General features: G+C 59.6%; 29 protein-coding genes. 11 read left to right on the top strand and 18 right to left on the bottom strand.

The genetic code is table 11. From position 1 onward, the window contains the following. Nucleotides 1-5: 5 nt before the first annotated feature. From HY795_01365 to HY795_01320, 10 genes are all read right to left on the bottom strand, one after another. Nucleotides 6-1,520, bottom strand: coding sequence for a F0F1 ATP synthase subunit alpha (locus HY795_01365; protein MBI4803864.1), 1,515 nt, complete (start codon nt 1,518-1,520; stop codon nt 6-8). A gap of 4 nt (nt 1,521-1,524) precedes the next feature. Further along, nucleotides 1,525-2,070, bottom strand: a complete 546-nt coding sequence (locus tag HY795_01360) for a F0F1 ATP synthase subunit delta (protein ID MBI4803863.1) — start codon at nt 2,068-2,070, stop codon at nt 1,525-1,527. Next, nucleotides 2,067-2,639: an ATP synthase F0 subunit B gene (locus HY795_01355; GenBank protein MBI4803862.1), complete on the bottom strand. Its 573-nt coding sequence runs from the start codon at nt 2,637-2,639 to the stop codon at nt 2,067-2,069. Before HY795_01355 ends, HY795_01360 begins: the two co-directional genes overlap by 4 nt. Before the next feature lie 26 nt (nt 2,640-2,665). After that, nucleotides 2,666-3,097: an ATP synthase F0 subunit B gene (locus HY795_01350; GenBank protein MBI4803861.1), complete on the bottom strand. Its 432-nt coding sequence runs from the start codon at nt 3,095-3,097 to the stop codon at nt 2,666-2,668. A 159-nt stretch (nt 3,098-3,256) separates the two neighbouring features. Next, entirely contained in the window at nt 3,257-3,607 is a 351-nt protein-coding gene (locus HY795_01345) for a polymer-forming cytoskeletal protein (protein ID MBI4803860.1), read from the bottom strand. 28 nt (nt 3,608-3,635) lie between these two features. Further along, the gene (gene rodA, locus HY795_01340) at nt 3,636-4,751 is read right to left on the bottom strand and encodes a rod shape-determining protein RodA (protein MBI4803859.1); all 1,116 of its coding nucleotides are present in this window, start codon (nt 4,749-4,751) and stop codon (nt 3,636-3,638) included. 6 nt (nt 4,752-4,757) lie between these two features. Continuing rightward, nucleotides 4,758-6,599, bottom strand: a complete 1,842-nt coding sequence (mrdA, locus tag HY795_01335) for a penicillin-binding protein 2 (GenBank protein MBI4803858.1) — start codon at nt 6,597-6,599, stop codon at nt 4,758-4,760. After that, complete coding sequence (locus HY795_01330; GenBank protein MBI4803857.1) at nt 6,583-7,053, bottom strand: hypothetical protein; 471 nt, start codon at nt 7,051-7,053, stop codon at nt 6,583-6,585. Before HY795_01330 ends, mrdA begins: the two co-directional genes overlap by 17 nt. After that, nucleotides 7,050-8,036, bottom strand: a complete 987-nt coding sequence (gene mreC, locus HY795_01325; GenBank protein MBI4803856.1) for a rod shape-determining protein MreC — start codon at nt 8,034-8,036, stop codon at nt 7,050-7,052. Before mreC ends, HY795_01330 begins: the two co-directional genes overlap by 4 nt. Next, nucleotides 8,032-9,072 carry a rod shape-determining protein gene (locus HY795_01320; protein MBI4803855.1) on the bottom strand — a complete coding sequence of 347 codons (1,041 nt, stop codon included), beginning with the start codon at nt 9,070-9,072 and terminating at the stop codon, nt 8,032-8,034. Before HY795_01320 ends, mreC begins: the two co-directional genes overlap by 5 nt. 204 nt (nt 9,073-9,276) lie before the next feature. Here HY795_01320 and HY795_01315 point away from each other — a divergent pair, with 204 nt between their 5' ends. The 5 genes from HY795_01315 to mazG all read left to right on the top strand — a co-directional run bounded on the left by HY795_01315 (nt 9,277) and on the right by mazG (nt 12,907). Then, complete coding sequence (locus HY795_01315; protein MBI4803854.1) at nt 9,277-10,209, top strand: TIGR01212 family radical SAM protein; 933 nt, start codon at nt 9,277-9,279, stop codon at nt 10,207-10,209. A gap of 82 nt (nt 10,210-10,291) precedes the next feature. Next, complete coding sequence (locus tag HY795_01310; protein ID MBI4803853.1) at nt 10,292-10,915, top strand: hypothetical protein; 624 nt, start codon at nt 10,292-10,294, stop codon at nt 10,913-10,915. Then, nucleotides 10,912-11,379, top strand: coding sequence for an MGMT family protein (locus tag HY795_01305; GenBank protein MBI4803852.1), 468 nt, complete (start codon nt 10,912-10,914; stop codon nt 11,377-11,379). The genes HY795_01310 and HY795_01305 overlap by 4 nt, the downstream gene beginning before the upstream one ends. Nucleotides 11,380-11,479: 100 nt before the next feature. Continuing rightward, entirely contained in the window at nt 11,480-12,103 is a 624-nt protein-coding gene (locus tag HY795_01300) for a CvpA family protein (protein MBI4803851.1), read from the top strand. A gap of 18 nt (nt 12,104-12,121) precedes the next feature. Further along, the gene (gene mazG / locus HY795_01295) at nt 12,122-12,907 is read left to right on the top strand and encodes a nucleoside triphosphate pyrophosphohydrolase (protein MBI4803850.1); all 786 of its coding nucleotides are present in this window, start codon (nt 12,122-12,124) and stop codon (nt 12,905-12,907) included. Between the two features lie 31 nt (nt 12,908-12,938). Here mazG and HY795_01290 read toward each other — a convergent pair whose 3' ends face one another. Further along, the gene (locus HY795_01290) at nt 12,939-13,277 is read right to left on the bottom strand and encodes a hypothetical protein (protein MBI4803849.1); all 339 of its coding nucleotides are present in this window, start codon (nt 13,275-13,277) and stop codon (nt 12,939-12,941) included. 66 nt (nt 13,278-13,343) lie between these two features. Here HY795_01290 and HY795_01285 point away from each other — a divergent pair, with 66 nt between their 5' ends. Beyond that, nucleotides 13,344-13,778, top strand: a complete 435-nt coding sequence (locus tag HY795_01285) for a hypothetical protein (GenBank protein ID MBI4803848.1) — start codon at nt 13,344-13,346, stop codon at nt 13,776-13,778. Here the strand turns inward: HY795_01285 and HY795_01280 are convergent. Then, nucleotides 13,707-15,185, bottom strand: coding sequence for a hypothetical protein (locus tag HY795_01280; protein ID MBI4803847.1), 1,479 nt, complete (start codon nt 15,183-15,185; stop codon nt 13,707-13,709). The two genes, HY795_01285 and HY795_01280, sit on opposite strands and share 72 nt — an antisense overlap. 122 nt (nt 15,186-15,307) lie before the next feature. On the opposite strand from HY795_01280, the gene HY795_01275 reads away from it, so the two are divergent. From HY795_01275 to HY795_01260, 4 genes are all read left to right on the top strand, one after another. Continuing rightward, nucleotides 15,308-16,762, top strand: coding sequence for an MBOAT family protein (locus tag HY795_01275; GenBank protein MBI4803846.1), 1,455 nt, complete (start codon nt 15,308-15,310; stop codon nt 16,760-16,762). 3 nt (nt 16,763-16,765) lie between these two features. Beyond that, nucleotides 16,766-17,962, top strand: a complete 1,197-nt coding sequence (locus HY795_01270; GenBank protein ID MBI4803845.1) for a hypothetical protein — start codon at nt 16,766-16,768, stop codon at nt 17,960-17,962. Between the two features lie 83 nt (nt 17,963-18,045). Beyond that, on the top strand, nt 18,046-18,612 hold the full coding sequence (locus HY795_01265) for a 3'-5' exonuclease domain-containing protein 2 (GenBank protein ID MBI4803844.1): 567 nt from the start codon (nt 18,046-18,048) through the stop codon (nt 18,610-18,612). Nucleotides 18,613-19,034: 422 nt separating this feature from the next. Then, on the top strand, nt 19,035-19,817 hold the full coding sequence (locus HY795_01260) for an alpha/beta hydrolase (protein MBI4803843.1): 783 nt from the start codon (nt 19,035-19,037) through the stop codon (nt 19,815-19,817). On the opposite strand, the gene HY795_01255 is transcribed toward HY795_01260, so the two are convergent. From HY795_01255 to HY795_01245, 3 genes are read right to left on the bottom strand one after another with little or no spacing between them, the layout of a single operon-like run. Beyond that, nucleotides 19,812-20,477 carry a (d)CMP kinase gene (locus HY795_01255; protein ID MBI4803842.1) on the bottom strand — a complete coding sequence of 222 codons (666 nt, stop codon included), beginning with the start codon at nt 20,475-20,477 and terminating at the stop codon, nt 19,812-19,814. The genes HY795_01260 and HY795_01255 overlap by 6 nt on opposite strands. Then, nucleotides 20,470-21,579 carry a histidinol-phosphate transaminase gene (hisC, locus tag HY795_01250; GenBank protein ID MBI4803841.1) on the bottom strand — a complete coding sequence of 370 codons (1,110 nt, stop codon included), beginning with the start codon at nt 21,577-21,579 and terminating at the stop codon, nt 20,470-20,472. The genes HY795_01255 and hisC overlap by 8 nt, the downstream gene beginning before the upstream one ends. A 28-nt stretch (nt 21,580-21,607) precedes the next feature. Beyond that, on the bottom strand, nt 21,608-22,069 hold the full coding sequence (locus tag HY795_01245; GenBank protein ID MBI4803840.1) for a universal stress protein: 462 nt from the start codon (nt 22,067-22,069) through the stop codon (nt 21,608-21,610). Between the two features lie 333 nt (nt 22,070-22,402). Here HY795_01245 and HY795_01240 point away from each other — a divergent pair, with 333 nt between their 5' ends. Next, nucleotides 22,403-22,885 (top strand): hypothetical protein, encoded by a 483-nt coding sequence (locus tag HY795_01240; protein MBI4803839.1) that lies wholly within the window; start codon nt 22,403-22,405, stop codon nt 22,883-22,885. Nucleotides 22,886-22,920: 35 nt separating this feature from the next. Here HY795_01240 and thpR read toward each other — a convergent pair whose 3' ends face one another. From thpR to HY795_01225, 3 genes are all read right to left on the bottom strand, one after another. Then, complete coding sequence (gene thpR, locus HY795_01235; protein ID MBI4803838.1) at nt 22,921-23,520, bottom strand: RNA 2',3'-cyclic phosphodiesterase; 600 nt, start codon at nt 23,518-23,520, stop codon at nt 22,921-22,923. A gap of 164 nt (nt 23,521-23,684) precedes the next feature. Further along, a complete protein-coding gene (locus HY795_01230) occupies nt 23,685-24,479 on the bottom strand; it encodes a fructose-bisphosphate aldolase (GenBank protein ID MBI4803837.1) in 795 nt (264 codons plus the stop codon). A gap of 109 nt (nt 24,480-24,588) precedes the next feature. Next, complete coding sequence (locus HY795_01225; protein MBI4803836.1) at nt 24,589-25,995, bottom strand: RsmB/NOP family class I SAM-dependent RNA methyltransferase; 1,407 nt, start codon at nt 25,993-25,995, stop codon at nt 24,589-24,591. Between the last annotated feature and the right edge of the window lie 123 nt (nt 25,996-26,118).

The raw sequence follows: 26,118 nt of genomic DNA, 5'->3' as shown, positions 1-26,118 counted from the left end.
CTTGGTTAGCCTTCAGCCCGGAAGCCCTTTTTGAACTCGTCAATGGCGGCGCCCAGGGTGGCGGTCAAGCCATCGTCCAGAGCCTTCTTCTCGCGGATGTCCTTGAGAATGTCGGGCTTGGAGTTGCGCAGGTAGCCCAGGAACTCTTCCTCGAACTTGCGCACCGCGTCCACGGCGATGTCGTCGAGGAAACCACGGCCTGCCGCGAAGATAACCGCGACCTGTTCCTCGACCGGCAGGGGCTGGTACTGGGGCTGCTTCAGAAGCTCCACCATGCGCATGCCGCGATTAAGCTTCAGCTGAGTGGCCTTGTCCAGGTCGGAGCCGAACTGGGCGAAAGCCGCCAGTTCGCGATACTGGGCCAGGTCCAGGCGCAGGGTGCCGGCCACCTGCTTCATGGCCTTGATCTGGGCCGCGCCGCCGACTCGGGACACCGAGAGGCCGACGTTAATGGCCGGACGGATGCCCGCGTTGAACAGGTTGGGTTCCAGGTACACCTGACCGTCGGTGATCGAGATCACGTTGGTGGGGATGTATGCGGACACGTCGCCAGCCTGGGTCTCGATGATGGGCAGAGCGGTCAGCGAACCGGCTCCTTCCTTGTCGGACAGCTTGGAGGAGCGCTCCAGCAGACGCGAGTGCAGGTAGAAGACGTCGCCGGGGAATGCTTCGCGGCCCGGGGGACGGCGAAGAAGAAGCGACATCTGGCGGTAGGCCACAGCCTGCTTGGAGAGGTCATCGTAAATGATGAGCGCGTGGCGGCTGGAGTCGCGGTAGTATTCGGCCATGGTGCAGCCGGCGTAGGCAGCGATGAACTGCAGCGGCGCGGGCTCGGAAGCCGTGGCGGAGATGACCGTGGTGTATTCCATGGCACCGTACTTGCGCAGGGTGTCCACCACCAGGGCAACCGTGGACTTCTTCTGGCCGATGGCCACGTAGAAGCACTTCACGTCGCCGCCCTTCTGGGCCAGGATGGCGTCCAGGCAGACGGCGGTCTTGCCGACCTGGCGGTCGCCGATGATCAGCTCGCGCTGTCCGCGGCCGATGGGGGTCATGGCGTCGATGGCCTTCAAACCCGTGATCATGGGTTCATGCACCGACTTGCGGGCGATGATGCCCGGGGCCTTGATTTCAACCGCGCGGAATTCGTTGGCGGCGATGGGGCCCAGACCGTCGATGGGATTGCCCAGGGGATCGATGACGCGTCCGGAAACGGCCTCGCCAACGGGCACGGAGAAGATCTTTCCGGTACGCTTGACCGGGTCGCCTTCTTTAATGTGGGTGTCTTCGCCCAGGAGGGCCACGCCCACGTTGTCCTCTTCCAGGTTCAGCACCAGACCCATGATGCCTCCGGGGAACTCCAGAAGCTCCATGGCCATGGCGCTCTGGCAGCCGTAGACACGAGCGATGCCGTCACCCACGGAGAGCACGGTGCCGGTCTCGCTCATCTCGACGCGAGACTCATAATTCTGAATCTGCTGCTCGATGATTTTGCTGATCTCTTCGGCTTTGATCTGCATGGCCCTACTCACCCCTCTTGATTTGTTCTTTCAACAGCTGCAGCTGTGCCCGAAGGCTAGCGTCCAGGACCTTATCCCCCACCCGCAGGACAACACCGCCAAGAATGGCGGGCTCCACGCCGAAGTCGAGCACCAGCTTCTTGCCAGACTTCTTCTCAAGCGTGGCCTTGATGTCCTTCTGCCGTTTGCCCGGGAGCTCCACCGCGGTGGTCAGCTTGCCGCGCACCACCCCGCTGGTTTCGTCCAGAAGTTCCGCGTAGGTTTTCTGAATGTCCGGCAGGCAATCCAGACGGCCTTTATCAGCCAGCACAGAGAGGAAGTTCACGGACAAGGGGGCCATGTCCAACTTGGCCACAACGTCCTTGAGGACCGACTTCTTCTCATGCGTGTTGAAGCTTGGGCTTTTAAAGAGTTTCAGAAGCTCGGGGGCGGCTGTCATTGCTCCTGCCAAGCCCGCGAGGTCCTTGCCGAACGTGTCGGCGGCCTTTTCCTTTACGCCCAGAGCGAACAGCGCCTTGGCGTATCTGCGTGCGACGATGTTCCCGGTCAATTGAGCACCACCTTGCCTATAGCGTCGTCAACCAGCTTGTCCTGAACCTCTGTGGTAAGCTTCTTGGCCAAAGCGTCCTGGGCGGCTTCGATGATCTTGTCAGCCATCTGAATGCGCAGTGCGTCCATGGCCATCTTGGCTTCCTGCTCGGCGGAAAGCTTTGCCTGAGCAGCGATTCGGGCGGCCTGATCCTCAGCCGCCTTGATGATGGAGGCTTTCAGAGCTTCGCCCTGAGCCTTGTAGTCGGCCAGAATCTTGGCCTTCTCCGTCTCCAGGTCGGCGATGGAACGCTCGACCTCGGTCAGGCGCTTCTGCGCCGACACTTTGCGCTCTTCAAGATCGGCCAGCTGGTTTTCAATGCCCAGCTTGCGACCGCTGAAGGTGTTGGCGATCTTCTTGCCAGCCACCCACCAGACCACGCCCACGACCAGGACGAAGTTAACGGTACGCAGAATAAAGTTTTTCCAGTTGGGGCCATCCTGGCCGTCGCCCGACGCCCAAGCACACGCGGCGGTCAGCAGGCAAACCGCCAAGGTAAAGAGAACAACACGCGCCTTGTTCAATTCCATCCTCCTTAAACGCTCGGGGCTGCCGGTTAGAGAGACTTGCCCAAGATCTTCGCGGTGACCTTGTCAGCCATGCCAGCCACCCCAGCCAGCATGGTATCGAAAGCCACCTTCGATTCGTTCGCCACCGTGGCCCGCGCCCCCTTCAAGGAGACCAAGGCCTCCTCGTTGGCGGCGTCAAGAATGGCCTTCTCCTGGCCGGCACCCTCTTCGCGCAGGCTGGTGCGCACGGCACTGGCCTGACGGCGGGCATCTTCAAGAGCGGCCTGGTAGTTTTTGATTTTCGCTTCGGCGGAGGAAGTGAAGCCGTCGATTTCCGAGGTCTGGGAGGCGACAGTGTCAGCGCGCAACTTGAGCATCCTGCGAACCGGCGCAATAAGCACCACGTTCAAAACCACCAGGATGATGAGGAAGTTGGCTACTTGTACGAAGAACCATTTGTCGAGAACCAATATGTCCATCAACCGCCCCCCTAATTGTGAATTTTGTTTCAAGCCCGGGGGGTTCCTACCTGATTTCCCATATGGTGTCTAGGCCCTTTTTAGAAAAAGACGACAAAACCCATGGTAAATAAACGATTTGCCGGGGATTGTTATGGATTTCACGAATATCCGGGAAGCTTACTCCACCGCCCCGTTTCCACTCGGAGAACACATGCACAACTGCCCGTCAAGCACTGCCCCCTCCTCGACTGAAAGAGCCGGGGTGGTCATGGTTCCAGTGAACCGGGCGGTTTTGTGAAGAACCACCCTGGTCCCGGCGACAACATCGCCGCGCAGGGTACCGCCGAGCACCAATTGCCCGACTTTCACCTGGCCGGTGATAACGGCTTCGCGACCAATCACCAGGGTTCCCTCGGATTCCACCTCACCCTCGAAAACCCCATCGATCCGCACCGAACCGGTGAAATCGAGACGGCCACGATAGGTGGTGCCTACTCCCAGAAATGCGTTGATCTCATCCTTGGCCACGGCTGAACCTCCCGAAGCTTAAGGCGCGTCAGGTCTTTTTGAAGACAAAGCGGCGCATGGAAACGTTGAGTACGATGCCAATAAGGCAGAAGTTCACGATGGTCGCGCTGCCTCCGTAACTGATAAACGGCAGCGGAATGCCCACAACCGGCATTATTCCTAAAACCATACCCATGTTGATGAGTATTTGCCAGAAGAAATAAAAGAACACCCCCGCGGCCAGAAACGACCCGAATCGGTCCTTGGCGTCGCGGGAAACCCCGGCCAGAAAATATAGAAACAGGGAGAAAAGCACCACCAGGGCAATGGTGCCCACAAAACCCCACTCCTCGGCGAATACGGCCACGGCGAAATCCGTGTGTTTTTCCGGCAGGAACCGAAGCTGGCTCTGGGTTCCCTCCAGAAATCCCTTGCCCCACATCTGGCCCGACCCGATGGCGATCTGGGATTGGATAATGTGATAGCCCGAGCCGAGCGGGTCTCGTTCAGGATTGAACAAGGTCAAAATTCTGAGCTTTTGGTAGGGTTTAAGGAAGAACCACCCGCAGGGGACCAGTATGGGCACCACCAGGAGGAGCACCTTGAAAACACGCCCGGTCAAGCCACGGTAGAGGATCATGCCACATAGAAGAAGCAGGATGTTGAGCCCCGAGCCCAAATCAGGCTGGACAATGACCATGGCCGCGGGCGGCAAGGCCACGGCCAGCACGCCCAGAAGACCCAGCCAGCCCAGCCGCCCGGTATCCTTTGAAAGAATGAGGGCGCCCACCACGAGAGTGGCGATCTTGGCCAGCTCACTCGGCTGGAAGCTGAACACACCGAAGTCCAGCCAGCGTTTCGCGCCGTAGACAGTCTTGCCCATGACCGGCACCAATGCCAGGAGCACCAGAGTGGCTATCATGAGCGGCCAGGCAAGATGTTTCAGATACCGGTAATCGAAGAGCGTCAGGCTTATCATGCAGAAGAACCCGACCAACCCCCAGATGCACTGCTTCTGGTAAAAGGGGTTCAAGGATACGCCGTCGCCCATTCGAAAACCGCTTGCCGAATAGAGATTGAGCACGCCCACTGAAAAAAGCACGGCAATTATGGCCAACAGGGGCCAATAAATATGGGTGAGCAGTCTGCGATCAATGGGTGACATGCGCGGTTAATCTCCGATCTCACCCTGAGGCTGCGGTTCTGATTTCACGGTTTTGGCTTGCCCGGGAACAGGTCCGAAAAGATAGTCATAGACTGCCTTGACCATGGGACCGGCTGTCTCGCCGCCATGGCCACCGTGCTCCACCATGCACACCACCACGTAGCTCTTGCCGTCCTTGATGCCCCAGGAGGCCAGCCAGGCGTGGTCTCGGTACTTGTAGGGCATGTCGTGCACCTTCTGGCGCACATCGGCGTTCACGAGCTTAACCACCTGGGCTGTGCCCGTCTTGCCTCCCAGTACCGCATCCGGACGTTTGAGCCTCTGCGCCGTTCCCGCCTGGACCGTGTCGGCCATGGCTTTAACTATGAACTCCCGGTCCTTGTCGGACAAAGCCAGCTTGGATTGAACGTCTACCGGATCGTCCAGGACCAGGCTTGGCCGGATGACTTTGCCCCCGTTCAACACGGACCCTATGAATTTTGCCAGCTGAAGAGGCGACACCTGTACATAGCCCTGCCCGATCGAGCAGTTGAGCGTCTCACCCCTGGTCCAGTTTTCGCCGTACCGCCGCTTCTTCCAAGCAGTGGAGGGAATGAGCCCGGACCGTTCGTGTGGAAGGTCGATACCAGTCGGAGTGCCGAACCCCGCCTGAAGCGCATACCTGTTGATACGGTCGATACCCAGCTTTTCCCCAAGCTGGTAAAAATAGACGTCGCAGGAGTGTACAAGGGCCGAACGCATGTCCACGGTTCCGTGGCCGCCCTTCTTCCAGCAGTGAAAGTCGTGATCGCCAACCCTGTAAGAGCCTGAACAGAAGGCCGTGTCCGTAGTTTTGACCAACCCCTCGGACAAGGCGCAGGCAGCCATGAGCACCTTGAATGTCGAGCCTGGAGGATACACGGACTGTGCCACCCGGTTTTGTATCGGGTGCATGGGATCGTCGCGAAGCTCCTTCCATGTCTTGGCAGGAATACCCAGCACGAAGAGGTTGTTGTCGTAGCTGGGTTGGCTGACCAGGGCCAGAACCTTCCCTGTGTCCGGCTGGAGCACCACGATGGCCCCGGCCTGCCCTTCAAGCTGTTTGCTGGCGAATGCCTGCAGATCGGCATCGATGGAGAGACGCAGATTGTTCCCGGAGCGCGGTTCCAGGATAACCTGTTGGTCGTGCTCGCGCCCATAGGCGTCCACCTCGATCTGTTTGAGCCCCTTCTCGCCCCGCAGCCGCTGCTCCAGGGTGAATTCAAGACCCTGTTTGCCCACATGGTCGCCTAGCGCCAGGCTGGAGTCCTTCTCCAGTTCCTCCTCGTTGGCTTCGGCCACATACCCCATGACGTGGGCCAGGAGCTTGCCGTCGGGATAAAACCGTTTGTGCCGGATGAGAATCTCCAACCCCGGCCAGGACACGGCATTGGCCTCGATCTTGGCGAGCAGTTCGTAGGAGAGGTTGGAGATGAGCACCATGGGTTCGAAAGGCTTGGAGCGTTTCTTGCCGCGGATGTACGTGTCGAGCAGGACATGGTAGTCGATGCCCGTCCATTCGGAGACCTTCTGGAGAGTGCCCTGGATGTCTTCGCAGTCTTCGCGGATGAGCCCCAGCGCGAACGAAGGTTCGTTGACCGCCAGGGTCTTCCCGTTGCGGTCCAGAATCATGCCGCGCCCGGCGATGATGGATGCCTGGCGCAACTGGTTTTCCCTGGCCAAATCCGCGAAGTGCTCGCCTTTGTGCACCTGCAGGTACCACAGGCGCAGGGTGAACAGACAGAAGAGGACCAGAATAAGACTCTGGAGCAGTATCAGGCCGCCGCGCGGTTTTTGCTGCCCTCCGTCGGGCTCATACGTCTTGGGCATTTTGCGGCAGATGGTTGTAAATTATGTAAAGAAGTCCCCATTCCACTGGGAATACGGCTGTCTGCACGATTGACTCAAGAAGCACACGTCCAGCTGGTACGCGCCAATCCTGGAGCTGGGTCATGACATTCATCAGGCCGAAATGCAAAACTCCGAGGCAGGCCCCAAGGATAACCACGAACAAGAAATTTTTTGCCTCGAACAGCCAATGCCCCAGAAAAAAAACTGCCGCCAGCACACCGTACCACAGGACCACAGTGCCGAACGCAAGAGAGCCTGTGCCTTCCTGAAGCATGAGCCAGATAAGCCCCATGATGAGCGAGGTGCGAGGTTTTTCCTCCTGCAGGCTTAAGATGAGCCCTGGGGCAAGAAAGTCCACTCCCGGCATGAAACTTTGCAGCCACAGCCCCCCCAGGGTGAACACCGTCCAGAACGTCAGGCGAAGGCCGCTCACTGGGCCTCGCCCCGGCGCTTTTTGGGGGTCGATTCCTGAGGTCTGGCCTCAGGCGGTTCGTTGCGCCCGCGCTTCTTGACCTCACCTTTGCGTTCGGCCGCGCCTTTGGGGCGTTTTGTGGAGGTGTCCGGCAGGGCCTCCTCGCCCTCTTCAGCCTTTGGAGGCGGAAGCTTCTTCAGCAGGACCACTTCCTCGAGTCGTTTCTGCTCGAATAGTGGCTGGGCCTGAACATTCAGGAACAAGGAAGCACCCTCCCGAGAGACGCTGGAAATGTTGGCCACGGGCAGCCCCTTGGGGAAAATCCCTTCAAGTCCTGTGGTGACAAGGGTTTCTCCCGCTTCCACCGGGGAAGAGAGGGAAACGTACTGAAGCTGCAAGGGCTGGTTGGGCCCACGCCCCAAGAGAATTCCCTGGGTGCGCGTTTTCTGGGAGACCACCGGAATCTTGCTGTTGGGGTCGGTGATCATGATCACGGTGGCCGCGCTCATGGAATAGCGCAGCACCCGGCCCACAACACCCTCGGGAGCTACGACGGGAGTATTCATCTCCACTCCGTGCCGGCTTCCCTTGTCAATGACGAACGTTTCCAGGGCGGCGTTGGGTCCCAGCCTGTGCGCAATGACCCTGGCACCCTCCCTGCTCCATTGTGGGGGGGGGCTTATGAGCAGGAGTTCGGTGAGGCGTTTGGCAAGGGAGGCCTGCTCCCGGGCGCCGACAAGTTCGTCGTTGGCTTTGGCCAGGTCCCCGCGCAGGGTTTCGTTCTCCTGCCTAAGCCCCACGAAGTAGACGTAGCGATCCCAGAATGAGGATAGACGTGTCCACACCCACTTGCCGGGGGTAAGCACCCACCGGGTGAGCTCAAGGCCCGTATGGCTGGCCAGGGTGTCGACGTATCCGGTGCGGATGTTCCAGGTGAACAGGCCCAGATAGACGAACAAGACCACCAGCAGACCCAGTGCTATGCGCTGGGGCGTGGGCTTAATCGATTGTTACCTCTTTAAGAACATCCAGATTGTCCAAGGCCTTGCCCGATCCGAGCACGACCGCCGAAAGAGGGTCGTCCACGATGACGATGGGCAGGCTGGTCTCTTCGCGTAGGAGCTGGTCGAGGCCGCGTAGGAGCGCTCCGCCACCCGTGAGTACGATGCCCCGGTCCACGATGTCCGCGGCCAGTTCGGGAGGGGTCTGCTCCAGGGCGATGCGCACCGCCTGAACGATGGACTCCACCTGTTCGCTGATGGCCTTCTGGATCTCGTCGGCGGTGATGATGATGTTCTGAGGAATGCCGGTCACCAGATCGCGGCCCTTGACCTCCATCTCCCCCTGGCTGGTGGAGTGGTGCGCGCTGCCGATCTGGATCTTGATCTGCTCGGCCGTGGATTCGCCGATGAGCATGTTGTACTTGCGTTTGACGTACTGCATGATGGCTTCGTCCATCTTGTCGCCGCCCACGCGCACGCTCCGGGAATAGACGATGCCGGACAGGGAGATGACCGCCACTTCGGTGGTGCCGCCGCCGATGTCCACCACCATGTTGGAGGTAGGTTCGGTGATGGGCAGATTGGCTCCGATGGCCGCGGCCATGGGTTCCTCGATCAGGTACACCTCGCGCGCTCCGGCGGACTGGGCGGACTCCTTCACGGCGCGCTTCTCCACCTGGGTGATGCCCGTGGGCACGCAGATGATGATGCGGGGCCTGACGAGCCGCCTGGAGTTGTGCACCTTGGAGATGAAGTGACGAAGCATCGCCTCGGTGACCTCGAAGTCGGCGATGACGCCGTCCTTCATGGGCCGAATGGCCACGATGTTGCCCGGGGTTCTTCCGAGCATCTTTTTCGCCTCGGCGCCCACAGCCAGGACCTTGTTGATCCCCCGGGCATCCTTTTTCACGGCAACAACCGAAGGTTCGGAAAGCACGATCCCCTTGCCCTTGACGTAGACCAGGGTGTTTGCCGTACCCAGGTCTATGGCCAAGTCGTTGGAGAAAAATCCCAATGCGGCATCCAAAAGTCTGGACATGATCCCTTCCTTGGCTCACTTAAGGAGCCTAACGTATTACAGAAGCGCGCGGAGAGCGGCCCAAAAAGGTACTGCAGCCGACAAAAAAAGGCGGCCGCGCGCGGCCGGCCCTCGGGTCGGCAAAGCGGGAACCAACCGGCCCTCGCCCGTTTCGACGCTGGTGTTCTTCAATTCCCGCCCCGATGTCAACGGGATTTTGCATCAATGAAGCACGACCCACTGGCCTCCGCTCCTTCCTGTGGCTACAATACCGTATCCGCTCGCTGGCGCGCGCTCTTTGGCAAGGGCTCCCGAAAGATCCCGCTGGATGCCGGATTCACCTGTCCCAATCGTGACGGGACGATCTCTTTTGGCGGCTGCACATTCTGCAACGAGCAAGGGTCAGGCACCGGCTTTAGCAGCGCCATGACCCTTTCCCAGCAATGGGAGCACTGGAGGAAACTCAGGCAGGCCAAGTGGGGGGACGTGGCCCTCATCGCATACCTGCAATCCTTCTCCAACACGCACGGACCGGCTTCGATACTTGAAGGAATTTTGGGAGAGCTCTCCTCCCTCCCGGACCTCTCCGGGCTCTGCCTGGGAACCCGGCCGGACTGCCTTGACGACCAAAAGCTCGACCTGCTGGCGGCCTTTCCCACCAGCGAACTCTGGTTGGAACTGGGCTTGCAATCTTCCAACCCGGCAACCCTTGCCCGGGTGAACCGGGGGCACGGGCCGGGGTGTTTCGCCCGCACCGTGGAGAACGCCGCGAATCGTGGGATAAAAGTGCTGGCCCATGTGGTGGCTGGGCTGCCCGGCGAGACGCTTGCGGATTGGTCCGCCACTGTGGACTTTGTGAACCGACTGCCCGTGGCCGGCATCAAGTTCCACAACCTGTACGTGGCCACATCCACTCCGCTGGCCGAAGAGTTCCGCGCGGGCGGTTTTTCGCCTCTCACCCTGGAAGCGTATGCGGGCTGGGTGGCTGATTCGCTGGCAAAGCTTCGTCCAGACATTGTTGTCCACCGGATCGCGGCCGATCCCGCCCCTGGCGAACTGGTGGCCCCAAACTGGGCCGGCGACAAACGACTGGTGCTTGATTCCATAGCTGACGCCATTTCCAGGGGCAACGTCCGTCAGGGGATGTATTGGCGTTAGTGGTTTTACAATACACCATGCGCAGCGAACCGAAATGATGGTTCGCTCGCCCGCACCGTACGCGATTCAGGAGGAACTCCTCATGATCCGGTTCGTTCAGGCCTTCTTCGTTGTCGCGCTGGTTCTGGTGACTGCCCTGCCTTCCCCCGGCCAGAGCGGATTCAGCCCGGAAGACAAATCCTTTTCCATATCCGTGCCCTCGGGCTGGGTAGCCATTCCGGCTCTTGAGCTTTACCTCTTCGAGAATCCCGGCCGAACAGGCCCCGTTCCCCCCGAAGAGATCGCTCTGTTCCGCAAGACCCGCATGGGTTTCCAGAAGCCCGCCGAGCAGTGGTTCACCACGCCCTACATGATCATAACCCTGGAGACCGGCAAGAAGCGCGGCCCCCAGGAGCTCTTCATGGACCATGTCCTGGCGGAAAAGGACAGCGAGGCCCATGCCACGGGAAACGGGCACCGTTTCCTGGAAAAGGACCACATGCCCACCAAGCGTATGCACTACTATAAGGATGTCAGCTACAGTCCGGCCCAGGGCAAGAAGATCGCCATGGGAGCTTACACCTACCTGACCAGCCGAGGCTTCCTGCGCGTGGCCTGGTTCGTGGACGAGGACCAGCTGCGCGCGTACGAATCCGTTTTGCACCAATCGGCCATGAGCGTTAAGCTCTCACAGGAACTCGAATACAAACCGGAGGGCAAACAGTGAGCAGTACCGAGATCATCGTGGTAAAACCCCTGGCCTTGCGGTTGGAATGGAACAATGAAGTGCTCAAGTCCATCAGGCTGACCTGGGCGGCGGACACGGTGAAATCGAAGCATTCCACTCCTACGGGCCGGAAGCTGGAAGAGGCGCTTGCCAAGTACGTTACCGGCGCAAAGGTTGATTGGCCAGAGTTGCCAGTCGACCTAAGTGTGCTGCCGGCGTTTCATAAGACGGTGCTTGAGGAACTCGCGCGAATCCCCGCTGGCAAAGTGATGAGTTACGGAGAGTTGGCCGCCAAATGCGGCAGCCCCAAGGCGGCCAGGGCAGTGGGGCAGGTGATGGCCAAGAACCCGTGGCCGCTGGTGTACCCGTGTCACAGGGTGCTGGCTTCCGGAGGAGGGCTTGGCGGGTTCGGTCCTGGCCTTGAGATGAAGAAGTGGCTGCTGGAATTGGAGGGCGCTCTCTGACTCACCGGTGTCCGCTCACATCGAACAAAATAATGTTAGCCATCCCGGCATGATCGTATCGCCTTTTGCCTCCTGAAAAAAAAACTGTTAGGCAAACTTCGTGAACATCGCCGACCTGGCCCTTTTGGTCATCTGGGGCTTCTTCTTTTTCCGGGGCTATTTCCGGGGCCTAATCAAAGAGGCTGCCTCCATCCTGGCCCTCATTCTGGGCTTCAAGGTGGCCGTGCTCTATTCGCCCCAGGTCTCCCCGCACTTAACCTCATTGGTTTCCAACCCGGCCTTCGCGGCCCCGGCCGCCTTCATCCTGATATTCGTTGGCGTGATGATCGCCTGCTCGCTCCTGGTGTCCGGGCTTACGGCGCTCATGAAGCTCACTCTCATCGACTGGGCCAACAAATTTTTCGGCGGGTTCTTCGGCCTGGCCAAGGGCATCTTCATCACCGCCCTGGTTCTTTGGGTGTGGACCGTGCTCCTTCCCAAGCCTGACTTCATGCAATCCTCCAGGCTGGTGCCGGTGCTTGAAAAGGTTGACTCCTACCTCTCCCAATTCATCCCTGCGGACTGGAAACAGAAGCTCAAAAGCCTGACGCCCCCTCCAGTGGTTCCCCAGAAAAAGCCGGTTCAGGAGCCGCAGCCCCAGCCGAAGCAGAACGCTCCGACCCAGCCAAAGAAAACGGGCAACCCTCCCGACAACCGGGCCAAGCCCGGCTCCAACCAGACCTGATTAGCGAAGGATACACCCATGGCCGACACTTCCGGCGAATCCCTGGCCAAACTGCGCCAGGTGGTCGCCACACTTCTTGGCCCCGGCGGCTGCCCCTGGGACCGCAAGCAGACCCCGGACACCCTGTGCGACTACGTCATCGAAGAAGCATTCGAACTGGTGGAGGCCATCCGCGCCGGTGATACGCCGGCCGCCATGGAGGAACTGGGGGACGTGATGTTTCTCCTGTGCTTCATCGCCAAGCTCTATGAAGAGAAAGGCTCATTCACTCTGGGCGATTCCCTGGACTCCATCACCGCCAAGATGATCCGGCGCCACCCCCACGTGTTCGAGGGGCTCAAGGTGGAGAACCAGGACCAACTTCTCAAGAACTGGGAGCGCATCAAGCGCGAAGAGAAGGACAACAAAGAGGGAATATTCGAGTCCCTGCCCAAGGGCCTGCCCGCCCTGCTCAAGGCCTACCGGTTCAACTCCAAGGCGGCCAGGCACCATTTCACCTGGGAGTCCGACCAGGACCAGACCGCCCAGCTTGCCGCGGAATGGGACGAGTTGCAGGAAGCCAAAGCCTCCGGAGACCTGGCCAGGGTGGAATCTGAATTCGGGGATTATCTCTTCAGCCTGGTGGAATACGGCCGCAGGCTCGGAGTAAAGGCCAACGCTGCCTTGGAAGGAGCGAACGCCAAGTTCCTGGCCCGGTTCAACGCCATGGAGGAGTTGGCCCGAACCCGGGGCCTGGACACCTCGAAATTCAAGCTTACTGATTGGGACGGACTCTGGAACGAGGTGAAGGCCGGGGAAAAATAACCCCGGCGCTACGCCCTCTTCCAACAGTCCGCTATTGGAGCCGTCCGTTCACGTTGACGTTCCAATGCTCGGCCGGGATTGGAAGACACACTGTGCGCCCGTCGAAATCGGCGCACATGATGAGCTCTCCGCCGGTCTCGTTCCAGTAGAGTTTGGACGCGAAGATCCTCACGATCTCCGTAAGCGACATGGATTGGGCGTTGCCCGCGCCCAGGACCTTGACCAGCAGGGCCCTCGCGGCCTTGCCCATGGCCCGCAAGGCCGCAGGCGAGATGGCCACGTCGCCGGTGTCGAGTTCATGGAGCTTGTTTCTGCTGGTGTTCTGGGTGGCGGCCAGCGCGTCCAAGAAGTCATTGTTGTTAGGTGACATGGCGGCCTCCTTGTTTGGAACATATCTTAGCAAGATGCGAGCCATGGCCCAAATGAAGGAGACGATATGCGGGTCAATGACCTGAAATCCCCAAAGAAGCTCATCATCGCCTGTCTGGCGGTCTTTCTCTTCATGATCTACTTCGGCCAGGAGAAGCCTACCGAACCAGTGCTCTTGCGCGGCACGGTAACCGGACTTCAGGAACAGGACGGTGTGCTCCGGGCTGTGGGTGTCGATTCAGAGGGCGTTCGCTACGCGGTGAAATTCACCGGGCAGTATCTGCTGCAGCACACCCCACCCACTCTCGAGGAAAACCAGGAGGTGGAAATGAAGGTGACCGCGTTCAAGGCGGTGAAGCAGGGGATCAGCTGCGAATTCGTGGAACTCGTCAAAGCTGGCCCGGTCAGCGCCTCCAAGGATGCGGACTCTTCAGCGCCAAAAGGGAACGCGCCGCTGCCCGTCGACGATCTCAAGGGTTCCCTCGGATTCAAAGGTATGTAGGCAGAAGCTGCCGGGAATGAGTTCTGGTTCGAGCCGTGCAGCCTCTCTTTCCTCATAGCCGCTCTCGTCCAATCGGATGATCTCCATCATCGACAGGGCGCGACCGTACCAGCTCGAACAATCCTGAGCCGGCCTGAAGAGCCTGCTCCCTCGCTTGATGATGAGGCCTGCGGGCCTGGCCCGGCGCACGTCCGACACTACCGGGTTTAGCGGGTGGGGTTCAAACGGCCCGAAACGAGTATCGCTCCGGTACAGATGAAGCTCGTCCCAGGACGATCCCCCTTCCTCCCGGATGTTCACGAACATCCACCAGCTCCCGCCGTGTTCCAGAAAAGTCGCGTCCGTGGCTGAAACATCGTCCAAGAGGATTCTGTCCAACACCCAGCCTCCCGGGAACTCCGTGCTCCTGTAAAGCCGTACTTGTTTGGCCTGGGCGGTCTCCGGGACCATGTACACGGTCCCTTCATGCTCGAACACCCTGGGATAGGAGAGGTGAAACGGCTCCTCCAATACCCTGCTGGGCTTGTCCAGGCCGCCATCTGGAGTAAGCTCCATCACGCTGAGCACACCTTTTCCCTGGCCTGGGATTTCCTCGATGAAGAGCCACCTGCGCCCGTCCTTTACGAACACGACCGGATCAGCCCAGCCTAATCCTTTGGGCGGGTACACCGGAGTGAACCGCTGTATGGAGAACCCCGACCGGAGAGGATCGCCGTTTCCAGGGCGGAGCGCCAGATGCCATTGACGCCGGTGGAAAATATCCTGCCAGGCCCGCTTGAGTCCGAACGCAGCAAGACCGCCAAAGAAGCGTATCCAATCCCCTAACCCAGGTGAAAACAGCGGTAGCGGTTCAGCCTCAGGGCAAGAATCCCAGAACGATTCACCCTCAAGAGCAAGTCGTCGCGCAAGCCTTGCGGGCAGCCTCGCCATCTTTGCCATATGCGGTCCCGCCCAGGAGAGCGGAAACGGTCCGCTAAGGCACGTAAAGGTTGAGGCGGCAAGCCGTGGCACGCATCCGGCCCTTCGCCACACCACCCGCCCCTCAAGTACTCCGTTCCCCATGAGTTTTGGATGGATGGGCGCGATCTCGAAAGCTCCCAGAGGCAAGCGGGAGAGGAGTTCGTCGGAAATTCGCTGTCCGGGAGAGAGGACAAGCAGTTCCGCCGAGACGTGTTCCAAAGAGACCGCATCAATCGGTGTGTGTGCGAACAGGTCCGGCCGAGGCCCCGCTATAAGCCTCTCCAATGGCAGCAGGCAGCACCAGGGGCTTGGCACCTCGGACAATGAAACCCCTCCCCAGGCCACCGCGATCCCGGCTTCGCCAAGGCACTCCAGCATGAGATCATGCCACTTCCTTGCCCCCGTGGACGGAATTGCCACTCCCACACGTGTTCCGATCTGCTTCACGCGTACCTCCGGCACAGCAGCTACAGCTCCTGGACCAGAGTTGTCAAAACATCCTCCATCGGGTAAGGGGCTGCGACTCGCGTGCGATTCTCGCCCAACAATCCGCCTTGCCGCAGGGAAACATGGTTTTCAGTTCAGCGTCCTTTCTCTTCTATTTCCTCCCCCTGGTGCTTCTGCTCTACTACGTGGCTGCGCCGACCCTGGGACTTCGCAATCTTGTCCTGCTGGTTGCCAGCTTTATCTTCTACGCCTGGGGAGAGGGGATATACACCGTGGTCATGGCCATATCCATCATGGCCAACTACTTTTTCGGCCTCTGGGTGCACCGGGCCCATGAAAACTCCTCGGCCAAACTCCAGATAGGCCTTGCCATCGCATTCAACATAACCTTGCTGGTAATTTTCAAGTACACCAACTTCATCGTCGACAACTTGAATCTCTACGTGGCCGACCCTCTCGGCCTCGCCCGGATGGAGATCGGCAAGATCCATCTGCCCATCGGCGTGTCCTTCTTCACGTTCCACTGCATATCCTACCTGATGGACATCTACCGGAAGCAGACCCCTCCGAACACTTCTCTGCCGCAGCTATCCCTCTACATAGCCCTTTTCCCCCAGCTCGTGGCCGGCCCCATCATCCGCTACAAGGACATCGCCGACCAGCTCAGCAAGCGGACCGTTGGCGTGGAACGCTTCGCATACGGGGTCAACCGCTTCGTGAGCGGACTCGGCAAGAAAGTACTGATCGCCAACGTGGTTGCTCTTCCGGCGGACAAGATTTTCAGCATACCCTCGGACCAGCTCACCACGCCGGTGGCCTGGCTGGGCGTGATCTGCTACACCCTGCAAATCTATTTCGATTTCTCCGGATACTCGGACATGGCCATAGGCCTGGGCCACATGTTCGGATTCAAATTCATGGAGAACTTCAACTACCCCTATATTTCCCGGAGCATCCGCGAGTTCTGGCGCCGCTGGCACATCTCTCTTTCAACCTGGTACCGCGACTACCTCTATATTCCGCTGGGCGGCAACCGCTGCTCCAACGCCAGGGTGACCTTCAACCTCATTCTCGTATTTTTCTTGTGCGGCCTCTGGCACGGCGCAAGCTGGAGCTTCATCGTCTGGGGCCTGTACCACGGAGCATTCCTGGGTCTTGAGCGCACGCGCTTCGGCAAATGGATAGACACCACCTGGCGCCCGGTATCACACGTCTACACCATCCTGGTGTTCATGGTTGGCTGGGTGTTCTTCCGGGCGGAGAGCCTTGGACAGGCCGAGGCATTCCTCAAGGCCATGGCCGGGATCAGCCTGGGCAGCGGCAAGGAATGGCACGTAAACCTGTTCCTCAACCCCAAGGTAATTATGATGCTTGGCCTGGGAGTGATCGGTTCGCTTCCAATCATCCCCTGGATACGCGACTGGAGGCATCGTCAATTGGAACGGTCACCCAGCCTGGCCGTTGGCCCCGGCATCGACGCGCTGGTCGGCCTGGTGGCCACCCCGATCATTCTCATCCTCTCCTGCATGTCTCTGGCGAGCGGCACGCACAATCCCTTCATCTACTTCCAGTTCTAAACCATGGAGAGAACACCGGCACGCAGGCTCGGACTGGCCGCAGCCATTCTGACCTCGGCGCTCTTTCTGGCCGCCATCTGCGCCCCTCCTACAGCACAAATGTTCGGAGTAAATCCGTACGTGCCCCTGCAGGACTCCCAGCCTAACTTCATGCCCGAGTTCCAGCTCGACCTGCCCACTCTTGGCCAGGTGGTTTACAACCTCAGGCGCAACTGGCTTGACCGCAACTTCGGCCTGCGCAAGGTGCTGGTCCGCTGGGAGCAACTGATGGACGTACGGCTGCTCGGGGCATCCATGCCCCACGATCCGGTTCTGGTCGGCAAGGACGACTGGCTCTTCCTGGCTCAGGAAAACCCGCAGTTGAACGTCATCTACGACTACCGCGTCATATCTCCCCTCCCCCAGAACCAAATCGATACATGGGTAAGGATATTTACCGCCCGACGGGACTGGCTCGCCGAGAGGGGCATTCATTACATGGTGGTGGTGGCCCCGAACAAGGCAAGCATCTACCCTGAATTCATTCCTGATCGATTCAACAAGACCAGGGACAACTCCAAACTGGACCAGATGGCCAAGGCTCTTACGGCAGCGGGCGTTGACATCGTGGACCTGCGCCCAGCGCTTTTCGAGGCCAAATCCAAAGGACTCAGCTACTACCGCACCGACAGCCACTGGACGCCGTTCGGAGCCTTCTTCGCCTACCAGCATCTGGCCAAGAGGCTTCAAAAGTATTTTCCCGCCCTCACCCCATCGGACTTGTCTGAATATTCACTGGCCGAACGGCCCGGCCTTCTGGGCGGCCTCTCATACATGATCGCCCTGGGCGATCTCTATCCGGAGAACGTCATCATCCTCGAGCCCAGAAAACCGCGCAGAGCCCGTGAGATTCATGGCGTTGAAGCCCAACTGAACCATTTTCAACCGTTGACCGTGTATGAAAATCCGGACACCTCTCTACCCAGGGCCGTGGTGATCCGGGACTCATTCGTCCACGAGATCATACCCTACTTAGCCGAGCACTTCTCCCGGATGTACTTTGTCTGGCCATTCCCCACTGATGCCGTACATGTGCGTGCATTCGACACGCAGACCATCCTGAGCGAAAAACCGGACATCGTCATCGACGAGTTCGTGGAACGCTATTTCACCCAACCTCCTCCCCCATCAGCGCTTTCCGCGCCCCCCATGGCCCAATGAGCACTCATTTCGAACCACCCCGTGCCCTGCTCCCGGAAGAACTCGCGTGCCTACCCCAGGCCCGGTTCCCAGGGAACGTCGTGGTGGCCGAAACAACTGACCAGGCCCTGCACGCATTGAAACTGCTGAAAGGAAACCCGGTGCTCGGGTTTGACACGGAAACCCGCCCGACCTTCAAGCGTGGCGTCAGATATTCACCATCTCTCGTCCAGCTTGCCGGGGACAACGTGGTGGTACTTGTTCGCTCCGGCGGTTTCGGTGCCTGGGAGGCCTTGGCCGAAGTCATTGGGGACGTTTCCGTGGTCAAGGCCGGCGTGGCTGTTCGCGACGACCTCAATGCGCTTGGCAGGATAGGGCCTGTGGAGCCGAAGGGGTTCGAAGACATAGGCGAGTGGGCCAGAAAGTTCGGCTGGCCCGTGACGGGACTGCGCAATCTCGCGGCGTCTCTTCTGGGAGTGCGCGTTTCAAAAAAAGCCCGCCTCACCAACTGGGAGGTTAAAATTCTTTCCGAGGCGCAGATTTGCTACGCCGCAACTGACGCCTGGGTAAGCCGGGAACTCTACCTGGCCATGCGCGCACTCAATATAAAACCAAAAAAAAAGGATTCGCCCTCACGCGCCCTGCCGGGTGACCGGCCCTGCCCTGATTAATTGCGGGGCCTACCGCGCGTCTGACGAATCCTCAAGGGCGCTCAATCGCCCGCTATGGGACTGCGGATTAACGATCAATACCCTCCGTTGCGGTTGTGACATCTGCCAAAGACCACCCTTGACATTGATTCCCTCATACGCCCTGCACAGTCTCCCGCAAGAAAAAAAACATCTGGCAGAAAAGCCGGTTATTCCCAAGCCAAGAAGAAACTCTGCTTTTACGCCTGGTTCCTGAAAAAATTAAAGTTTCTCAATTATAACAAGCCTCAATGGGGTTTCCCATCTCATCTTGTGGGTGTTGGCTTGAGCGTGCCGCGTTTTACGCTCCATGTCTGTTTCCGGTTGGCCCCGATCGAAGGTCATCCGTAGCTCCCGGATGGCTGCTCCTTGCCGACAGGCCTCACAATCCGTAAAAGCCTCACATGAGTTATTCTCGAGTCACGCTAAAAGACCAGACCAGCCTCTCGGTGTACGACTCCCGTCAAGGCGCCCGGACCATCCTGTTCCTCCATGGCAACAGCTGCGACCATACCTTCCTTGCCCCGCAGATCGAGTATTTTTCCGCGCGCTTCAGAGTCATTGCCCCTGACCTGCGCGGGCACGGCGCCAGCGACAAACCCGACTGCGCGTACACGTTCGCCCGTTTGTCCGACGACATCGCCGAAATGGCCGAACAGATGGGGCTTTCTCCCATGAACGTCGTCGGGCACAGCATGGGAGGGGGCGTTGCCCTCGAACTCTCCCACCGTCACCCGGCACTGGTCCTGACCCTGGCCTGCCTGGACTCCACGGTTCTTACCCCGCCCGGACGGCCAAGCCGCATCCACTCACTTCTGGAAGGTCTTAAGTCCGAAGCGTGGCAGGGATATTTCCTCCGCTACTTCGAGGCGGCATTCGAACCCACGGACGACCCCGACCGCAAACAAGCCATCCTCCGAAGGATGCTCGGCACTCCGCAGCATGTGGTGGTCAGCCTGTTCGAACAATGGCGAATCGCGGACGGAGCAGCGGCCGCACAGGCCTGCCGTACCCCTTTTCTGTACGTGAGCTCGACGAAGCCCAGGACGGACACGGTCCTGTTGCGTGAGCTGTGTCCCCAGTTGATAACAGGACAAGTGGTGGGATCGGGCCACTTCATGACGCTTGAAGTGCCAGGTCAGGTGAACGCGATGCTCGAGAGGTTCCTGGAGATAAATCCTCTATGACTCTTTCAAGTCATCCATGATCCGCTGAAAGACCTGCTCCAAGTTCATCTGCGACGTGTCGATGACCACCGCATCTTCGGCCGGAATAAGAGGGGCGACGGCGCGGTTTCTGTCTTGATGGTCGCGGGCTCGGATGGATTCTTCAATGGCCAAGACATCAGCATCCTGCCCCATTGCCCGCAACTGTTCCGCCCTTCGCTCGGCCCTGATGGCCGGATCGGCGTCCAGAAAGAATTTGCGGCTGGCTCCAGGGAAGACCACGGTGCCCATGTCCCTCCCCTCGGCCACGAGCGACGTCCGCTCGCCGATGGCACGCTGCGCGGCCTTCTGGAAATCGCGGACCTCCGGCCGGGCGGCCATGTTGGAGGCCCACATGCCAACCTGCTCGGTACGCACCTCATCCCCCACCGGACGCCCGTCGCACAAGAGAACCGAACTTGTCCCACTCCCCGCAAGCTCAAAGCTCAAGCCGCTCATCCGCGACTTAAGTTCCGCGGCTGAGAGTCCCCATGCCTTATCGCCGAGCTTAAGCGCGGTGGTCCTGAACATGGCCCCGGTATCCAAATAGGCGATGCCCATGGCCTGGGCCACTTTCCTGGCCAGGGTAGTCTTGCCAACCCCGGCCGGGCCGTCGATGGTTATGATCAGCTTCTCAGCCATGGGCGCCGAGGATTGCTTCAAGAGCCTGCACAAAAGACTGATTTTCCGACTCGCTCCCGATACTCACCCGCAGACATTCTGGCAGCCCGTAGCTGGCAAGCGGACGAATGATGATTCCTTTGGCCAGGAGCGCTTCGAACACTGCCTTGGCCCCCATGGGGGGCGTGAACAGGATGAAGTTTGCCTGGGAGGGGCGCACGTCGCACCCAAGGCGCTCAAGCTCCCCGGAAAGCCAAGCCCTTCCCTTGCGCACAGTTTCCAGGGTGGCCTGACGGAAGTGGCGGTCCTCAAGCGCGGCCATGCCCGCAGCCTCCGCGAGCAGGTTCACGCTAAACGGCAGGCGCACTCTCATGACCAGATCCGCCAGCCACTCCGGCATGACGCCGAAGCCAAGCCGAAGCCCCGCCAAGCCGTAAAGCTTGGAGAAGGTCCGCAGGACAACGACGTTCTCCAAACTGCCCAGCCGACCCATAACCGAGTATTCTTCCTCAGGGTCGGCGAATTCCACATAGGCCTCGTCAACCACAAGGAGCGCTTGGGGCGGCAATGCCTTGGCCAGATACGCCAGCTCCGCCGCCTTCACCGCATGCCCCGAAGGATTGTCCGGGTTGGTGACAAACACCAGGGCGGTGTATTCATCGCACAAGCCAAGCAGGTCCTCGAAAGGAAACCTGAAATCCGGTGAGAGCCTGGCTTGGCGAATCTCCACGCCGCAGAGTTTTGCCTGGAGGCGGTAGATGCTGAAACACGGGTCAAAGGCAACCACATTGTCAATTCCCGGCCTGGCTTTCACCCGGAGCAACAGGTCGATGATCTCGTCCGAGCCGTTGCCCGGCACCACGCATTTGGAGGAAACGCCGTGGAAGTCGGCAATGGCCTGGGTCAGCTTGGGATTACCGGACTGGGGATACCGAAAAACCACCTCGGCCCGGCGGGCCAGCACGCGCTGGACAAGCGGGGAAGCCCCGAGGGGATTCTCGTTGCTGGCCAGCTTGATCACGCTTGGAAGCTTGTAACGCTCCTTTATCTCGTCAATGGAGAGGCCCGGAGAATATGGTGTGAATTCCAGTATCTCAGGTCGTAACGTATCCTGTGGATTCATGAGTCCTTAATCCTTAAATCCTTCGTTCTTAGTCCTTATCCTCGCCGTGCGGCTCGGGGCGAATGGTCAACACCGGGCACTTGGAACTCTTGACTATCTTTTCAGCCACTGAGCCGAAGAGAATGCGGTCGATACCGGTACGCCCATGGGTGCCCATGATGATAAGATCAGCGTTTTCGTCCTCCGCCAGGTTGAGAATCTCTTCTGCTGGATAGCCCACGAGCACCTTGCCCTGGGTTTCCACTCCCTGAAAATGCGCATCCAGGTAGGATTGCATGCTGGTGTCCGCGCCCGCGACGATCTCGCCCACAAAGGACTCGATGGAACTCGGCGGCACGTGGAACCCCACATACTGTGAAAGAGATGGCGCCACATACACGCACAAGAGTTTTGCCCCTGTACACTTGGCAAGGCTTTTGGCGTAATCGGCCAGCTTGGGGCTGTGATCGGAAAAATCCACCGCGCAGAGAATCTTCTTGAACTCGGCCATGGCCGCCTCCAATGATTTTCATGTTGTACGGGTGCGTATCTTAGCCGTTTGGTACGAGAATAGACAAGGGGTTTTGGGTGTACTAGTGTCAGGGCCAATGGGGCATGCCATCTTGAAGCCGGCTGTTCGCTTAGGCCGGTTCCGGCTGCCGACCAGGGACAGGGATGTGTCTTCCGGCCCAACGTCCCGCTCCCTTTTACTGAGCAGGGAAAAATGTTCCCTGCTGAAAACAACGATACTCAATTGTTTTAGACACTTATATTCGAGCAGGTTTTGGCAAGGGCTTTGCTATTGTAAGCCCGAGGAATACGTCAGGGCGAGGAGATGCAGCCTATGAAAATCCAAACCGACCAGATCGCCCCCACCCAGCAGACGGGAAGGGTCCAGAAGGCCACGTCCGCCCCGGCCACGAATTTCGGTGAAATTCTGGCCAAAGAGGTTGACGGAAGCCAAGCGGCAACCGGCACGGCCGCGTTGTCCTCCCTTGCCGGCGTAACCGGCTTGGCCCAGGCGGTGGCCGCCCAGGCGGCCGAGAAGGTCGCCGATGTGTCGAGCGAAAGGCAGGCGGTCATGGACAACGTGGACAGCATTCTCAACCAGTGGGAAAAATATTCCGGACAACTGACCAGCGGGTCTAGCTCCCAGCTGCGTCAGGCGTACGGAACCCTCGAAACCATTCAGGCCGACGTGAAAAAGCTCAAGGACGAGCACCCCGGTCTGGACGGGCACAGCCCGCAACTCTCGTCGCTGGTCAATGAACTGGAAGTCATGACCGTGACGGAACAGATCAAGTTCAACCGGGGCGACTACCTGTAGCCAGGCTCGCCCCAGCCCTGACGAGGCCGAAGGGATCAGCCGGAGGCTCCGTACTCCCCGAGAGGGACGTAACGGGGCCCCGGCGGCCCTGCCGCCGCACCGCCCCTTCCTTTATCTCCTCCAAGAAACGATCGCCAAAGCACGAAACGATCCATCTTCACGACGGGCCATTGTGCGGATTCGAGCAGAACCGATACTTTTTGCCAATCAGCACCAGGCCGAGAGGACTTTATTCGGCCCACGGTCAAATGCGCGGAGAATGGTTTTTCATCCAATGTGAGCCCCAGGCTGACAAGAGCGCCAGCTACGGACGAAGCCAGCTCCCGGCAACGGTCTCCCCCTTCGGCTGCCCCCACCCACACCACCCGTGGACGCTTGGCTGAAGGAAAGAACCCTCCCCCGCCAGCCATGAAGGAAAAGGCGTTCCATGAAATACCAGCCAGAACGGCACTGAGCTCTGGCGCGCGTGCAAGGGGAATGTCTCCCAAAAAGGCGAGCGTGATGTGCCAATTGCCGGGCCTGGTCCAGGAACATGAACCTGGCACAACGGGCTTGAGAGATTGGACGAGTCGCTCCAATCCGCGCTGGTAGTTTTCGGGCAGGGGAAGTCCCACGAACAGGCGTGCCAGCTCCATGCGGCTCTCCGGCAAGATTGCGGTGGTCGATCTCCATCACGAGCGGGGGAAAACTCCTGCAAAACCCTCAATGCCAGCCCGTCCGCTGCCAGCGATAACACGCAAGAAACGCGAACAACCGCCTTTCCGGGTTATCTCCCTATCCCGCTGCGCCGGTGGGTTCCCTATTCGGACTGTTCCGGTTGTCCCTGCTGTTCGGGCTGCTCGGAGTGGACCAAGGCGATGATCTGGTCCAGGGCCTCGCCCGGGTCCTGGCTCTGGAAGATATTTCGCCCGACGCACAACCCGGCGGCACCGCACTTGAGGGCTTCCTCCATGGCTGAGAGGAAGCGGGGGTAATCACCCCGGCCCGGGCCACCCGTGACCAGTACCGGCGCATCCGAAGATTCAACCGCCTCGGCGAAGCTCTCCGGGTCTCCACTGTATGGCACTCCGGTCAGGTCCGCCCCAAGTTCCGAGCCAAGACGGATGCAGTGTGAAATGAGACTCGAATCCAGCTCATTGACTATATGCCCGCCCCTGGGCTGGATGATGGCCAGTACCGGCAGGCCAGCCTGGTGGGCATCGTCCGCCATGGCCCCGAAATCCGCGAGCATCCTGTCCTCTTGATCATTGCCCACGTTAATCTGCAGGCTCACCGCGTCGGCCCCCAGCCGCAGGGCTTCGCTCACGGAGCAGACCACCGTGCGACCGTAGGGAGGCAAGGCGTGCTTGGTTCCGCCGGAGAGCTGCACGATCACGCTCACGTTCAGGGGGAGAACGGCACCGTGAGCCCTGGCCGGGCCCTTGTTCAACACCACGCCCTGTACGTTTCGCCCATCGAGCATCCCGAGCAGGCGTCCCACCGCTTCAAGCCCCGGCAGCATTCCCTCGCCGACTCCGTGGTCCAAAGGCAGAATCACTGCACGACCGCTCACGGGGTCGAAGAGGCGTCCGAGTCGGCGGAAAATACCGGTCATGGGCGTTTCCTTCTGCATCTTGTGGAAATCGAAGAACCTGGCCGGGACGGGATAGCTTTTGGAGCCCTGCCTGAGCCTGGTTCGTGGCATCACGTTTCTGATCATGCTTTCACCTGTCGGACCAGAGGGCCCGTCCCCCTTTGACGGTCAAAAATCCCAGGGGGAGTCCCCGAAAATAAAGCCCCATCCGAACGGATTTCACATCCGTCTGAATGCTCCGGCCCTCCAAGAGAGCCAAGAGTGGCTCGGTTTCATCCACGTTCAGTTCCGGTCCAATGCCGGGCCTTTGCAGCAAGAGCCTGGCCCTGGCCCACGGTCTGAAAACCCCACCCTTCAGCGAACCCACTCGCTGGCCCTTGCGGCGCAGAGGCAACAACCCCTCGCCCCGGGCGGGTATGAAGCACATCTCATCTTTAAACAATTCAAAAAAACCGGGAGGGAGGTTCCCCCAGGCCAGGCTCTCATCGCTCAATGCCTCAGCCGGAAGATCTCCAGATATATCGCCTGAGGATTCTGCATTTCTCACTTTTCGCGCCTGCCTCTTCCTGCGTTGCGCCCGGCCCGAATTGCCTGGGACAGAGTCGGATCGGCTTTTCCTGCCCCCCTCCCCGCGCGAACCGGCTGTGGCCAAATCCGTCGGGTTCACCTGGCCGAATGCAATGGGATGAGAATTACTTTTTTCTTCCACGGGTCCACCAGCTGACTCTGGTTTGACGAGAAGAGCGAGGTAGAATCCCTGGGCCTGCGACCCCTCCCCGTCCACACGCAACGTCCCCTGAGCGGCTAAGAGCAGCGGTTCATGAAAGCTGAATCCCTCGAACAGAGGCAAGGGCGATATTGAAAGCCCAAGCTCTGCCGCAGCCCAGGCAACCTGTTCTTCGTTTTCGTCCCGGTTGGTGGTGCAGGTGGAATACAGAAGGCTCCCTCCTGGGGCCAACAACCTGTTCGCCTTGGTCAAAAGCTCGCGTTGCAGGGTAACAAGCGGTTCAACCTTGTCCGGGCGCCAGAGCGAGAGCACTTGAGGATTTTTTTCCACAGTGCCCCAGCCGCTGCATGGAGGATCTAAAAGAATACAGCCGAACGAAGAGTCGGGCAAGTCCAGGTCTTGGCCCTTGGCCCCGGAGGTGACTGCCTGGGGAAGGTTCATGCGGGCCATGTTCTGGCGAAGAGTGGCCAGCCTGTCGGCACTGGGCTCGTTGCCCAGCACGTAGCCGGAGCGGCCGGTCAGTTGGGCAAGAAAAGAAGTCTTCCCCCCGGGGCTTGCGCACATATCCAGGACAGCTGCCCCTTCCCCAGGGGCCAGGGCAAGCGGGGGGAGCATGGAAGAACGGTCTTGAATGTAGAGGAGGCCGAAACTGGCGGCCAGGGACGCGCCTAATGGGAAAGGCTCGGCCACGAGCCTGAAACACCACGGGCTGAAGGGCTCGGGCTCGAAGGCAAACCCCTGAGCCGTGAGCAGAGCCCCCACCAGAGGCACTTCAGAAGCTGCGCAGACAAGACGGAAGGATCGTGCCACGCGGTCAGGATGGCTCAACCAGCCGGCCTTTGCAAGAGCGGCTGTAACCGAATCCCGCGAACGGACGTCGTTGTATAAGAATCAGCTGGCCGGGTGGAACCGGCAAAGATGAAATTTTGTTCA

Origin of the sequence: Desulfovibrio sp., assembly GCA_016208105.1 — a bacterium.
Lineage (GTDB): Bacteria > Desulfobacterota > Desulfovibrionia > Desulfovibrionales > Desulfovibrionaceae > Fundidesulfovibrio.
This window is presented reverse-complemented; position numbering and strand designations above follow the sequence as displayed.

Bases quoted from the DNA above. Each gene is read 5' to 3' on its own strand.
- HY795_01365 (MBI4803864.1), bottom strand. From the start codon at position 1,520: ATGCAGATCAAAGCCGAAGAGATCAGCAAAATCATCGAGCAGCAGATT.
- HY795_01355 (MBI4803862.1), bottom strand. From the start codon at position 2,639: ATGGAATTGAACAAGGCGCGTGTTGTTCTCTTTACCTTGGCGGTTTGC.
- HY795_01350 (MBI4803861.1), bottom strand. From the start codon at position 3,097: ATGGACATATTGGTTCTCGACAAATGGTTCTTCGTACAAGTAGCCAAC.
- rodA (MBI4803859.1), bottom strand. From the start codon at position 4,751: ATGTCACCCATTGATCGCAGACTGCTCACCCATATTTATTGGCCCCTG.
- mrdA (MBI4803858.1), bottom strand. From the start codon at position 6,599: ATGCCCAAGACGTATGAGCCCGACGGAGGGCAGCAAAAACCGCGCGGC.
- HY795_01320 (MBI4803855.1), bottom strand. From the start codon at position 9,072: ATGTCCAGACTTTTGGATGCCGCATTGGGATTTTTCTCCAACGACTTG.
- HY795_01315 (MBI4803854.1), top strand. From the start codon at position 9,277: ATGAAGCACGACCCACTGGCCTCCGCTCCTTCCTGTGGCTACAATACC.
- HY795_01310 (MBI4803853.1), top strand. From the start codon at position 10,292: ATGATCCGGTTCGTTCAGGCCTTCTTCGTTGTCGCGCTGGTTCTGGTG.
- mazG (MBI4803850.1), top strand. From the start codon at position 12,122: ATGGCCGACACTTCCGGCGAATCCCTGGCCAAACTGCGCCAGGTGGTC.
- HY795_01290 (MBI4803849.1), bottom strand. From the start codon at position 13,277: ATGTCACCTAACAACAATGACTTCTTGGACGCGCTGGCCGCCACCCAG.
- HY795_01285 (MBI4803848.1), top strand. From the start codon at position 13,344: ATGCGGGTCAATGACCTGAAATCCCCAAAGAAGCTCATCATCGCCTGT.
- HY795_01275 (MBI4803846.1), top strand. From the start codon at position 15,308: ATGGTTTTCAGTTCAGCGTCCTTTCTCTTCTATTTCCTCCCCCTGGTG.
- HY795_01270 (MBI4803845.1), top strand. From the start codon at position 16,766: ATGGAGAGAACACCGGCACGCAGGCTCGGACTGGCCGCAGCCATTCTG.
- HY795_01260 (MBI4803843.1), top strand. From the start codon at position 19,035: ATGAGTTATTCTCGAGTCACGCTAAAAGACCAGACCAGCCTCTCGGTG.
- HY795_01255 (MBI4803842.1), bottom strand. From the start codon at position 20,477: ATGGCTGAGAAGCTGATCATAACCATCGACGGCCCGGCCGGGGTTGGC.
- hisC (MBI4803841.1), bottom strand. From the start codon at position 21,579: ATGAATCCACAGGATACGTTACGACCTGAGATACTGGAATTCACACCA.
- HY795_01245 (MBI4803840.1), bottom strand. From the start codon at position 22,069: ATGGCCGAGTTCAAGAAGATTCTCTGCGCGGTGGATTTTTCCGATCAC.
- HY795_01240 (MBI4803839.1), top strand. From the start codon at position 22,403: ATGAAAATCCAAACCGACCAGATCGCCCCCACCCAGCAGACGGGAAGG.
- thpR (MBI4803838.1), bottom strand. From the start codon at position 23,520: ATGGAGCTGGCACGCCTGTTCGTGGGACTTCCCCTGCCCGAAAACTAC.
- HY795_01230 (MBI4803837.1), bottom strand. From the start codon at position 24,479: ATGACCGGTATTTTCCGCCGACTCGGACGCCTCTTCGACCCCGTGAGC.